The sequence below is a fragment of the Kitasatospora sp. NPDC092286 genome (genome assembly GCF_044755565.1).
Taxonomy (GTDB): Bacteria; Actinomycetota; Actinomycetes; order Streptomycetales; family Streptomycetaceae; genus Kitasatospora.
The window spans coordinates 1-12,657 of sequence record NZ_JBIVRD010000083.1 but is presented as its reverse complement, the minus strand read 5'-3'; the positions used below and the strand labels follow the sequence as shown (position 1 = coordinate 12,657).

The window sequence follows — 12,657 nt, the reverse complement described above, 5'->3', positions numbered from 1 at the left end:
AACGCCCTGCGGGAGCTTCCGCAGGGCCAGCTCCCCTCGCTGCTGCGAGCGTTGGTGCCGACCGGCACCCGCCGCACCGCCGCCACCACCGAGAGCGCGGGCGGCAGCACCTTCGGGCAGCACCTCGCCGCCCTGCCGCAGGACAAGCGGTCCGCCGCCGTCCTCGACCTGGTGAGCCGGCATGTCGCCGACATCCTGAACTACCCCGACACGGACGGGATCGAGGTCGACCGGGCCTTCAACGAACTCGGCTTCGACTCGCTCACCGCGATCGAGCTGCGCAACCGGCTCGACGCGGAGACCGGCCTGCGGCTGCCCGCCACCCTGGTCTTCGACCACCCGACCCCCGCCGAGCTGGCCGACCGGATCGCGGCCGAGCTGCTCGGCACGCGGCAGGAGCCCGAGACGGCACTCCCGTCGGCCGCCGCCCGCCCGGACGCGGCCGAGGATCCGGTCGTCGTGGTCGGGATGGCCTGCCGCTACCCGGGCGGTGTCCGGACCCCGGAGGAGCTGTGGCACCTGGTCGCCGCAGGCGGGGACGCGATCTCCGCCTTCCCGGAGGACCGTGGCTGGGACGTGGAGGCGCTGTACGACCCGGACCCGGAGCACGCCGGGACCTCGTACACCCGCCACGGCGGATTCCTGTACGAGGCGGGCGAGTTCGACGCCGGGTTCTTCGGGATCCCGCCGCGTGAGGCGCTGGCGATGGACCCGCAGCAGCGGCTGCTGCTGGAGACCTCCTGGGAGGTCTTCGAGCGGGCCGGGATCGCGCCCGCCTCGGTGCGCGGCAGCCGGACCGGAGTCTTCACCGGCGTGATGTACCACGACTACGCCGCCTCGCCGGTGGACGTGCCCGAGGGCGTCGAGGCGTTCCTCGGCGGCGGCAGCGCGGGCAGTGTGGCCTCGGGCCGGGTGTCGTACACGCTGGGGCTGGAGGGCCCGGCGGTCACGGTGGACACCGCCTGCTCCTCCTCGCTGGTCGCCGTCCACCTGGCCGTGCAGTCGCTGCGCAGCGGGGAGTGCTCGCTCGCCCTGGCCGGCGGCGTGACCGTGATGGCCACCCCGGGTACGTTCATCGGGTTCAGCCGGCAGCGCGGCCTCGCTCCCGACGGGCGCTGCAAGGCGTTCGGCGAGGGCGCGGACGGCACCGGCTGGAGCGAGGGCGTCGGTGTGCTGCTGCTGGAGCGGCTGTCGGACGCGCGGCGCAACGGTCACCGCGTGCTGGCGGTGGTGCGCGGCACGGCGGTGAACCAGGACGGCGCGAGCAACGGCCTGACCGCGCCGAACGGCCCGGCCCAGGAACGGGTGATCCGTCAGGCGCTGGCGAACGCGGGTCTCACCACCTCGGAGGTGGACGCGGTGGAGGCGCACGGTACGGGGACGAAACTGGGCGACCCGATCGAGGCGCAGGCGCTGCTGGCCACCTACGGGCAGGACCGGGCCGAGGGCCGTCCGCTGTGGCTGGGCTCGCTGAAGTCCAACATCGGGCACACCCAGGCGGCCGCCGGGGTCGGCGGCATGATCAAGATGATCATGGCGATGCACCACGGCCGACTGCCGCAGACCCTGCACGTGGACGTCCCCTCCCAGCACGTGGACTGGACGGCCGGGGCCGTCGAGCTGCTGAGGGAGCCGATCGCCTGGCCCGAGACCGGCGCCCCGCGCCGGGCCGGGGTCTCCGCCTTCGGCGTCAGCGGCACCAACGCCCACGTCCTCATCGAGCAGGCCCCCGAGGCTCTGGAAGCAAAGAACGCCACCTCGGAGCCGACCGCGGTCCTGCCCTGGATCCTGTCCGCGAAGGGCCCGGAGGCGCTGCGGGAGCAGGCCGCCCGGCTGCACGCGTTCCTGGAGCGGCGCCCCGACCTCGGCCCGGCCGAGGTGGGCCGGGCACTGGCCCTGAGCCGGACGGCCTTCGGCCACCGGGGTGCGGTCGTCGCGGCGGACCGGGCGGAGCGCCTGTCCGCACTGGCCGCGCTGGCCGAGGGCGAGGCGGCGCCTGGCCTGGTGCTCGGCAGCGCCGCGACGGGCGGCGGGATCGGATTCCTGTTCTCCGGGCAGGGCAGCCAGCGCCCGGGCATGGGCCGCGAGCTCCACCAGGCGTTCCCGGTGTTCGCCGAGGCCTTCGACGAGGTGTGCGCGGCCTTCACCCCGTACCTGGAACGGCAGTTGCGCGAGGTCGTGTTCACCGAGGCCGACCGGCCCGAGGCCGCCCTGCTGGACCGCACCGAGTACGCGCAGCCCGCGATCTTCGCGGTCGAGGTGGCGCTGTTCCGGCTGTGGGAGTCCTGGGGCGTGCGGCCCGACCGGCTCACCGGGCACTCGATCGGTGAGCTGGCCGCCGCCCACGTCGCCGGGGTCTTCGACCTGCCGGACGCCGCCCGGCTGGTGGCCGCCCGTGGCCGCCTGATGCAGGCGCTGCCGGCGGCCGGGGCGATGCTGTCGCTGCGCGCCTCCGAGGAGGAGGTGCGGCCGCTGCTCGCGGGCAGGGAGGGCGAGGTGGACCTCGCGGCGGTCAACGGGCCCGCCTCCGTGGTCGTGTCGGGCAGCCAGGAGGCCGTCGAGGAGATCGCCGGGCACTTCACGGCACTCGGCCGCAGGGTCCGCCGGCTGCGGGTGAGCCACGCCTTCCACTCGCCGCTGATGGACCCGATGCTGGCCGGGTTCCGCGAGGTCGCGGAGTCGGTCGCCTACCGGGAGCCCGCGCTCCCGGTGATCTCGGACGTCACCGGCGAGCCGGCGGGCGCGGCCGAGCTGTGCGACCCGGACTACTGGGTGCGGCACGTCCGGGAGACCGTCCGCTTCGCCGACCAGGTCGGCGCGCTGGAGCGCCTGGGGACGAGCAGGTTCGTGGAGATCGGCCCGGACGGCGTCCTGGCCGCCCTCGCCCAAGAGAGCCTGCGCGGCGCTGCCCTGGTGGTGCCGGCCCTTCGCCGGGACCGCCCGGACGCCCAGGCGGTGGCGGCCGCGCTCGCCTCGGTGCACGCGGACGGCGTGCCGGTGGACTGGGAGGCGGTCTTCGCGGGCGCGGGGGAGGCGCCGGTCGAGCTGCCGACGTACGCCTTCCAGCGCACCCGCTACTGGATCGCCTCCGGCGCGGACCAGCCGGCCGCCGACCGCGCCGACCGCGCCGACCGCGCCGACCGCTCCGAGCGGGAGCTGTGGGAGGCCGTGGAACTCGGCGACCTCTCCGCCCTCGCCGCGGCCCTGGACGCCGACCCGGCCGCCGACCGGGCCGGGCTGGACGCCGCCCTTGAGCTGCTGACCGCCTGGCGGGCCCGGCGGCACACCACCGTGGATCCCGAGCCCGTCGCGGTCGGGGAACCGGCGGACGGCCTGCCGCGCGACCCAAAGGACCTGGCCGCCCGGCTGGCCGGGCTGACCGAGGGGGAAGGCAGCGCACTGCTGGTCGAGCTGGTCCGGGCCCGGGCCGCTTCCGTGCTCGGCCACGCCTCCGCCGAGGCCGTCGGCACGGAGGAGGACTTCCTGGAGATCGGCTTCGCCTCCCTGACCGCCGTCGAACTCAGCAACCGCCTCACCGAGGTCGTCGGCGTGGCCCTGCCGCCCACGCTGATCTACGACCACCCGACCGCGGTGGCCGTGGCCGCCCACCTGCGGCAGGAACTGAACGGCCCGCACCTGGAATCGAGGACCGCATGACGCCCCATCCGCAGGACACCGGCACGACCTGGCTGCGCCGTTACCACCCGGCCCCGGAGGCCGCGGAGGCGACGGTGGTCTGCTTCCCGCACGCGGGCGGCGCGGCCACCTACTACCAGCCGATGGCCCTGGCACTGAGTGGCTCCGCCGACGTGCTCGCCGTGCAGTACCCCGGCCGGCAGGACCGCCGGCACGAACCGCCCCTGGTCGACATCGCCGAGCTGGCCGACCGGGCCGCCGAGGCGCTGCTGCCCCGGATCGACGGCCCGCTGGTGCTGTTCGGGCACAGCATGGGCGCCGTGATCGCCTTCGAGGTGGCCCGGCGGCTGGAGGAGGGGGCGGGGGTGTCCCCCGAGGCGCTGTACGTCTCCGGCCGGCGCGCCCCGTCGACCTTCCGGATCGAGGACCTCCACACCCGGGGCGACCGGGCCCTGCTCGGCGAGATCCGCGGACTCAGCGGCACCGACTCGGGGGTGCTGGACGACGAGGAGATCGTCGCGATGATCCTCCCGGCCCTGAGGGCGGACTACCGCGCGATCGAGACGTACCGGAGCGCCCCCGGCGCCCGGGTCGACTGCCCGGTCGTCGCGCTCACCGGCGACCGCGACCCGAAGGCCACCGTGGCCGAGGTCGCGGCCTGGCGCGAACACACCACCGGGACCTTCGAGTTGAAGGTCCTCCCCGGCGATCACTTCTACCTGACGGCCGACCCCGGCGCCGTCGTGGCGGAGATCGCCCGGCGTCTGCCCGCCCGCACCGGCTGAACGCGGGGCCCCGCGCCCCGGTGGTCCGCACAGGGGGCGTTAGGGGTCGCGGTGGGGTTATCCGGGCCGGGGCGCGTCACTAGCTTCGGTCTCGGCGGGCGCCACAACTGCGGTCACATCAGGCATCTTTCGATATAAGGACAAGACGTGGGAACCCTGGAAACGTGGCGAGTGCTCGCCGACGGAAACCCCGACGACGTGGTGCTCGCCGTCGACTTCGACGCCACCGGCCGCGCCGAGGGCCGGTTCGCGGACCTGGTGAAGGGACTGGACGGCTCCTTCACCGTGTGGGAGAGCATCCCGCAGGCCGTCAGCACCGAGCTCGGCGCGAGCGGCGACGCCTACCTGGACACCTGGCTGAACGAGGTCCGCGCCAGCGGCCGTACCGTCCGGGGCGTGCTCGGCTTCTGCATCGGCGGCACCTACGCTGGCGCGCTCGCCGACCGGATCGCCGCCGAGCAGGCGCGGCCGGCCACCCTCCTGTTCGACCCCGAGCTGTCCACCCCGCTGACCCTGTACGCGCAGTACCACCGGGTCATCGACTCGATGGCCGCCGTGCTCACCCCGGAGGAGGCCGAGGCCGCCAAGGAGGCCGGGCGGACGGCCCACGAGCGCGACGCCGGCATCGCCGCGCTCGCCGCCGACCTGCTGAACGCCTACCAGGCCACGGCGAAGCCGGCGTTCGAGCGCTTCGAGCTCGACGGCGAGCGGATCACCGAGCTGACCGCGACCTTCACCTCCTTCGTCGCCTACCTGGTGGGCGCGGCCGGGCTCGACCCGCTGCCGGCCTGGAACCAGTCGGTCGTCCTCACCTCCTCCTCGCCGACCAGCGGCCTCAACGGCGCACGGTCCGTCGGCCAGGACATCACCGTGGGCCGCGAGCTGCGGCTCGCCACCCCGCACGTGGACCTGCTGCGCGACACCGAGGTCGCCCACACCGTGTCGGAGCTGCTGGCGTCCGCGTGACGCCCGTCCAGCCGACCTGACCGATCCCTGGAACCCGGCGGCGGCACCGCCGCGAATCACCGAACGGTAGTTGCGATGCGACAAATGACACCACGGCCCGTGCCGGCCGATAGCAAGGAGCAGGCGCTCTGGCTGCTGGACGAGCTCGTGCCGGTCAGGGGCGTCAACAATCTCTCGGTCTCCTTCCGGGTCGAGGGCGAACTCGCCGGATGGGCGCTGGAGCGCGCCCTGCGGCACCTGACGGGCCGGCACGAGGCGCTGCGCACCGTGTTCCGCCGGGGCGACCAGGGCCTGGAGCGGCTGGTCCTCGACCCCGCCGACGCCGGTGCCGGGATCGAGGTCGAGCAGCTGAAGGCCGAGAGCGGTGAACTGACGTGGCTGCTGGGCGAGTTCGTTGCCCGGCCGTTCGACCTCGAAGGCCGTCCGCTGCTGAGGGCGGCGCACGTCGCCACCGACCAGGGCGACGCGTTCTGCGTGGCGGTCCACCACCTGGTCTTCGACACGGTGTCCGGGGCGGTCTTGCTGGAGGAGTTCGTCCAGGTCTACGACGCGTACCTGGCCGGCCGCGAGCCGGCCGCCGAACTGCTGGACGTGCGGCCCAGGTTCGCCGAGGCCGAGCCCCGGGCGGAGAGCCTCGAGTACTGGCGCCGCAACCTGGACGGCGTGGACTCCTCCCGCCTCGCCCTGTGGTGCGGCGGCGAGGACGTCGCGGAGCCCACCCTGACCGGGGGCCAGCTCACTCACGTCCTGTCGGCCGAGGCCACCACGGCGCTGCGCGGGCTGCAGAAGGAGCTGCGGGTCCCCGAGGCGGTCGTGCTGCTGTCCGTCTACTGCTTGCTGCTGGCCCGGCACGGCGCCGGGCCGGACCTGGTGGTCGGCACGCCGGTCAACGTGCGCGGGGTGGCGGCCCCCCAGGCGATCGGCTACCACGTCAACACCCTGCCGCTGCGCGTCCCCGTGGACGAGGCCGCAGGCTTCCGGACGCTGGCGCGCACCGCCCGGGACGCGTTCTTCGGCGCGGTCGCGCACGCCGACGTGCCGGTGGACGTGCTGCTCCCCGAGCTGCGCCGCGACGGCGGCGCCTCCTGGCGCAACACTGTGTTCCGGCACCTGTTCAACTACGTGCCCGACACTGGCGAGCCCGCGTGGCGGATCGGCGGGAACCCGGCCCACCGGCTGCCGGTGGAGAACGGCTTCAGCAAGTTCGACCTGGAGTTCTTCTTCCTCTCAGGCGCGGACACCGTGACCATCCGGGCCGCCTACTACACCGAGGTACTGTCGGCCGAGGACGTCCGGGCCCTGGTCGAGCGCTTCGAGGCGCTGCTGACCGAGGCCGGAACGGACGCGGACCGGCCGCTGGGCGCCCTGTCCGGATGGGGTGAGCAGGACCGCGCCGTCATCGACGGGGCCAACCGCACCGAGCGTCCCCTCTCGCCCCGGACCGTCCTGGCGGCGGTCCGCTCCCGGGCGGCCGCCGCCCCGGAGGCCGTCGCCGTGGAGGGCGAGGACCGTACGGTCGGCTACGGCGAGCTCTGGCGCGCCGCGCTGGGCACCCGCGACCAGCTGCGCGGGGCCGGGATCGCCCCGGGCGACGTCGTCGCGCTGGCCGCGCCGCGCGGCCCCGAACTGGCCGCCGCCACGCTCGGCGTCTGGCTGGCCGGCGCGGCCTACCTGCCCCTCGACCCGCGCCACCCGGCCGAGCGGCTCTCGTACGTCCTGGCGGACTCCGGCGCGCGCGCCGTCCTGGTCGACCCGTCGATCACCCTGCCCGGGGACGTCACGGCGCCGCTGCTGGACCTGGCGCCGACCGGCCGGGCCGGGGCGGGCACGCAGGAGCGGACCTTCGAGGAGCCCGCCCCGGAGTCCGCCGCCTACCTGATCTACACCTCCGGCACGACCGGCAAGCCCAAGGGCGCCGTGATCAGCCACCACAGCCTGGCCAACCTGGTCGCGGACTTCGCCGAGCGGCTGCGCACGGGGGCCGAGGACGCGGTGCTGTGGCTCACCACCTTCGCCTTCGACATCTCCGCGCTGGAGCTGTTCCTGCCCCTGGCCACGGGCGCCCGCCTGGTCGTGGCACCTGACGAGGCCAGGGCGGACCGGGAGGCGCTGCTCGGCACCGTCGCGCGGCACGCCGTCACCGTCGTCCAGGCCACCCCGACGACCTGGCGCGCCGTGACCGACCAGGAGGACGCCCGGCTCACCGGGCTGCGCCTGATCAGCGGGGGCGAGCCGCTCCCGCCCGCCCTCGCCCGGCGGCTGGCCGCCACCGGCTGCGCCGTCCTCAACGCCTACGGCCCCTCGGAGACCACCATCTGGTCCACCGTCGGAACGGTGACGCCGGACACCCGGCGGGTGGACGTCGGCCGGCCGCTCGCCAACACCCGGGTGTTCGTGGCGGACCCGGCCGGCCGCGAACTGCCGGTCGGCGTGCAGGGCGAACTGTGCATCGCCGGGGACGGCGTCGCCCTCGGCTACCACGCGCGGCCTGAGCTCACCGAGGCCCGGTTCGCCCACCACCCCGCGTACGGGCGCCACTACCGCACCGGCGACCTGGCCCGCTGGCTCCCGGACGGCACACTGGAGGTGCTCGGCCGGGTCGACCGCCAGGTCAAGCTGCGCGGCCACCGCATCGAGCTGGGCGAGGTCGAGTCGGTGCTGCTGGAGCACCCCGGGGTGACCGGCGCGGGGGCCGTGGTCGTGGGCGCCGCCCAGGACGCGGTGCTCGTCGCCTTCGTAGAGTCCGCCGGGGGAGCCGACCTGGCGGCCGGGCTGCTCGGGCACGCCAGGGGCCACCTGCCCGCCGGCGCCGTCCCCCAGGAGATCGTGGTGACCGAGGCGCTGCCGACCACCGCCAACCAGAAGGTCGACCACCTGGCCCTGGCCGCACTCGCCGAGGCCCGCCTCGCCGAGCGCGCCCGGGCGAGCGCGGCCCGGACGGGCGGGCGCGCCGAGCCCCGGGACGGTCTGACCGGCAGCCTGGTCGACCTCTGGAACACCACGCTCGGACGCACCGACCTCGGCGAGCACGCCAACTTCTTCGACAGTGGCGGCCATTCGCTGCTCGGCTCCCGGCTCGTCCAGCTGATCGACCGGGAACTCGGCCGCAAGGCCCGCCTCGCCGACCTGTTCGCCCACCCGACGCCGGCCGCCCTGGCCGCGTACCTGGAGACGGCCGCCACCGCGGCCGAGCCCTCCGCCTGACACGAGGACCAATGGAGACCATGAACGAGAACCCCGCCGCCTCGCTCGCCCCCGCCACCGGCTGGCGCGTGCTGTGGCAGGACGACTTCCAGGGCCCGCAGGGCGCCCCGCCGGACCCGGAGCGCTGGATGGTCGTCACCGGCCAGCCGTTCGGCGCCGGCGTCGAGTTCCACGCCGACGACCCCGAGCACATCGCCCTCGACGGCGAGGGTCGCCTGCGGATGACCGCAACCCACGAGGCCGCCGAGGAGGGCGAGGGCGTCTACAGGGCCGCCTGGCTGGAGACCCGCCGCGAGGACTTCGTCCCCGCCCCCGGCGGTGCCCTGCGCATCGAGGCCAGGGTGCGCACCGCGCCCGGCCCGGGCCTGGACTGCGCGCTGTGGGCCTGGGGCACCCAGCTGCGCCACCGGGGTGACGAGGACCCGGTGCAGGCCTGGTACCGGGCCGGGGAGATCGACATCCTGGAGGCGCTCGGCTCCGAGCCGAACACCGTCTGGGGGGCCCTCCACTCGCCCGAGTGCCACCAGATCCCCTCCCTCGGGATCGGCAAGCCCACCACCACCGAGGACGGCAGCCCGCTCAGCGCGGACTTCCACACCTACACGGTCGTCTGGCGGCGCGAGCCCGACGAGATCACCTGGTACCTGGACGGCCGCGAGTACCTGAGGCTCACCCCGGAGGACACCACCCCCAAGGGCTGGCTCTTCGACCAGCCCGTCTACCTCTGCCTGGCGATCATCATCGCCAGCCCCGGCGGCCCGGTGCTGCCCGGCGACCCGGACCCGGCCCTCATGCCGTCCTCGCTGCTGCTGGACGGGATCACGGTCTACGAGGCCACCGGCGAGGAGGACGCCCGGTGACGGCCGACCGGCCGGCCGAGCCCGACCTGGAGGCGCTCGCCGCCGAACTGCTCGCCGACGTGCTCGCCGACCCGACCGGCGCCCTGGCGCCGTCGGTTTACGAGACCGGACGGCTGGTGTCGCTCGCGCCCTGGCTGGACGGCCACGCCGCCCGGGTGCGCTTCCTGCTCGACCAGCAGCACCCGGACGGGAGTTGGGCCGGCCCGGACGGCTACGCCCTGGTCCCGACGCTCAGCGCGACCGAGGCCCTGCTCGCAGTGCTCGACGCGGACGCCGCAGCGCGCCCGGCGCACGCGGAACGGGCCGAACTCGCGGCGGCGGCGCAGAGGGGGCTGGCGGCAGCCGCCGGGCTCTGCGGCAACCCGGCGCCGTCCACGGTGGTCTTCTTCATGATCATCCCGGCGTTGGTCGCGGACATCAACGCCCGGCTGGCCGCCGCCGGGCACTGCGCCGACCCCCTCCCGCTGCCGCCCGGCCTCAGCGAGGCGCCGCTGACGGCGCTCCGGGCGGAGGCCTGGCGCAACCCGCTGGCCGGGCACTACCTGGAGATCGTCGGCCCGGTCGCCGTCGGGGCCAAGGAGATGGAACCGGTTGACGGGGTGATCGGCTGCTCGGCCGCCGCGACCGCGGCCTGGCTGGGCCCGGACCGGCCATCCGACCCGGACGACCCCTCGGTCCGCTTCCTGGCCGGGGCTCAGGCCCGTGGCGCGGGGACGGTGCCGGCGATGACCTCGCTGGTCCACTACGAGCGGGCGTGGATCGTGGGGAACCTGGCGACGGCGGGCTTCGACCTCGCCCCGCTCGCCGTGCTGGCGGCCGAACTCCCGCAGGACGTGGGCCGGTTGGGGGCTCCCACCGCGCCCGGCTTCGCCCACGAGGCGGAGACCACGGCGATCGTGCTCTCGGCCCTCTCGGCGCTCGGCAGGCCGGAGGCGCCCGAGTACCTGTGGCAGTACGACGCGGGGACGCACTTCATGTCGACCATCCCCGAGTACCAGCCGTCGACCACTACCAACGCCCACGTCCTGGAGGCCTTCGGCTGCTACGCGGCGCTCGGCACCGAGGACGCCGCCCGCCACCACGAGGCGGTCGGGCGGATCGCCGCCTGGCTGGGCGAGCGTCAGGAGGCCGACGGCAGCTGGTCGGACAAGTGGCACGCCTCCCCGTACTTCGCCACGATGCGCTGCGCCCTCGCGCTGCACAGGTATGGCGGGCCCGGCCACCGCGAGCAGGTCCGCCGGGCGGTCGGATGGGTGCTGGACGGGCAGCGGGCGGACGGTTCCTGGGGCCGCTGGGAGGGCACCGCGGAGGAGACCGCCTACGCGATGCGCATCCTGCTGGACACCCTCGACGGCGGAGGCGGGCAGGACGCGGCGGTGCGGGAGGCTGCGGTGCGCGGCCGGGATTTCCTGCTGGCGTACGGATTGCGCAAGAGTCATTCCACCCTCTGGATCGGAAAGGAACTCTATGTTCCGTCACACCTCGTTCGCGCGGCTGCCATAGGGGCACTGAATGCCTTTCGGCTACGCTAGCCTCGCGCTTTCACGTGGCCGGGCGTCCGATGGATGATCAGAAACGAGAAGAGTGCTCCTGACCTGCAACGATGGGACTTGTCTAGGGTCCAGGTCGTCGCGTGGAAAGAAGCACTCCTCAGGTGAAGAAGCGTATCGGGTCCTATCCGTGTGTCCGCATCGAGGGCGGCGGCCGGGTGGTGGTGTCCCAGGCCGGAGGCGTGCTGCTGGTCGAGACCGTCCGCAAGGCCGGTCTGAATGAGGCGATATCGGCGGCGCTGGCACCGTGGCGGCGGCCTCGGGCGGTGCACGATCCGGGAAAGATCCTGCTGGATCTGGCCCTCGCGGTCGCGCTGGGCGGGGACTGCCTGGCCGATGCCGGAATACCGCGGGCCGAGCCGGCTGTGTTCGGCCCGGTGGCGTCCGATCCGACGGTTTCCCGGATGATCGACGCCCTCGCCGCGGCCGGCCCGAGAGCCCTGACGGCAATCAGGGCCGCGCGGGCAGCAGTGCGCGAGCACATCTGGAAGCTGGCCGGTCCTGCGGCGCCGGATGCCGCAGGACCGGTAACCGTGGACCTCGACGGCGTGCTCGTGCTGGCCCACTCCGACAAGCAGGATGCCGCCGCGACCCGGAAGAAGACCTATGGCCACCACCCGTTGATGGGCTTTGTCGACCACGGAAACGGCGGCACCGGCGAGCCGGTCGTGGGCCTGCTTCGGCCCGGGAACGCGGGCAGCAACACCGCAGCCGACCACATCACCGCCACCCGCCTCGCCCTGGCCCAGCTGCCGAAGAAGTACCGGCGCGAACGGAGCACGCCGATCCGGACCGACTCCGGCGGCGGCACCCACGAGTTCGTCGCCTGGCTCACCCAGCGCGGCCGATGGCTGTCGTACTCGGTCGGCATGACGATCACCGAGCAGATTCACCAGGCCGTTCTGGGCGTGCCGGTCACGGCCTGGACCCCGGCGGTCGAACCCGGCGGCGAGATCCGGGACGGCGCCTGGGTCGCCGAACTCGACGGCGACGTCCTGACGGGCTGGCCGAAGGGAATGCGGCTGATCGTCCGCAAGGAACGGCCCCACCCCGGCGCCCAACTGCGGATCACCGACGCCGACGGCCTGCGACTCACCGCGTTCGCGACCAACACCACTGGCCTACCGATCGCCGCACTCGAACTCCGGCACCGCCAGCGGGCCCGCGCCGAGGACCGCATCCGCGCCCGCGCGGGCCACCGGCCTGCGCAATCTGCCCCTGCACGACACCGCACAGAACCAGATCTGGCTGGAGATCGTCCAGCTCGCACTGGACCTGCCGGCCTGGATGCCGATGCTCGCTCACCGGCAGACCTCGGCTCTGGGAGCCCCGACGCCTCCGGCTCCGGCTCTTCTCCGCCGCCGCCCAGCTCGTCACCACAGCCCGCCGCCGGCACCTCGGATTCGCAAACCACTGGCCCTGGATCGACGTGATCACCAGCGCGATCCAGCGGCTCGCCACCCTGCCGAACCCTGGCTGACCAGCAGCATCAACCCATCCCGACGAGCCTGATCAACCCACCGGAACCGTGGAACCCGGCGCCCCCCGACGGAAAGCCGGGCTGTGCCGAGACAGGATAGTTGGAACCAGCGTGGTGTGGTGACCTGGCGGTTTCGACCCTGCGGGACACGCTTGTTGGAACCATCTGGTCACGTT

At 74.3% G+C, this 12,657-nt stretch carries 6 protein-coding genes and 1 pseudogene; all 7 read left to right on the top strand.

Features of this window, described 5'->3' with window-relative positions; genetic code table 11:
* Positions 1-3,657, top strand: a 3,657-nt coding sequence (locus ACIQIB_RS38765) for a type I polyketide synthase (RefSeq protein ID WP_400764087.1), incomplete at its 5' end; no start/stop codon positions are given.
* Complete coding sequence (locus ACIQIB_RS38760; RefSeq protein WP_400764084.1) at positions 3,654-4,421, top strand: thioesterase II family protein; 768 nt, start codon at positions 3,654-3,656, stop codon at positions 4,419-4,421. The genes ACIQIB_RS38765 and ACIQIB_RS38760, both read left to right, overlap by 4 nt.
* Before the next feature lie 147 nt (positions 4,422-4,568).
* Positions 4,569-5,387 (top strand): hypothetical protein, encoded by an 819-nt coding sequence (locus tag ACIQIB_RS38755; RefSeq protein ID WP_400764081.1) that lies wholly within the window; start codon positions 4,569-4,571, stop codon positions 5,385-5,387.
* An 84-nt stretch (positions 5,388-5,471) separates the two neighbouring features.
* Entirely contained in the window at positions 5,472-8,591 is a 3,120-nt protein-coding gene (locus tag ACIQIB_RS38750; RefSeq protein WP_400764078.1) for an amino acid adenylation domain-containing protein, read from the top strand.
* Between the two features lie 20 nt (positions 8,592-8,611).
* Complete coding sequence (locus ACIQIB_RS38745) at positions 8,612-9,451, top strand: family 16 glycosylhydrolase (protein WP_400764076.1); 840 nt, start codon at positions 8,612-8,614, stop codon at positions 9,449-9,451.
* Positions 9,448-10,983: a prenyltransferase/squalene oxidase repeat-containing protein gene (locus ACIQIB_RS38740; RefSeq protein ID WP_400764074.1), complete on the top strand. Its 1,536-nt coding sequence runs from the start codon at positions 9,448-9,450 to the stop codon at positions 10,981-10,983. The genes ACIQIB_RS38745 and ACIQIB_RS38740 overlap by 4 nt, the downstream gene beginning before the upstream one ends.
* A gap of 122 nt (positions 10,984-11,105) precedes the next feature.
* Positions 11,106-12,481: pseudogene (locus ACIQIB_RS38735) on the top strand (IS1380 family transposase).
* The last annotated feature ends 176 nt before the right edge of the window (positions 12,482-12,657 follow it).

What these genes read in the sequence shown, in the direction of transcription:
- ACIQIB_RS38760 (WP_400764084.1), top strand. Translation starts at nt 3,654, where the DNA reads ATGACGCCCCATCCGCAGGACACCGGCACGACCTGGCTGCGCCGTTAC.
- ACIQIB_RS38750 (WP_400764078.1), top strand. Translation starts at nt 5,472, where the DNA reads ATGACACCACGGCCCGTGCCGGCCGATAGCAAGGAGCAGGCGCTCTGG.
- ACIQIB_RS38745 (WP_400764076.1), top strand. Translation starts at nt 8,612, where the DNA reads ATGAACGAGAACCCCGCCGCCTCGCTCGCCCCCGCCACCGGCTGGCGC.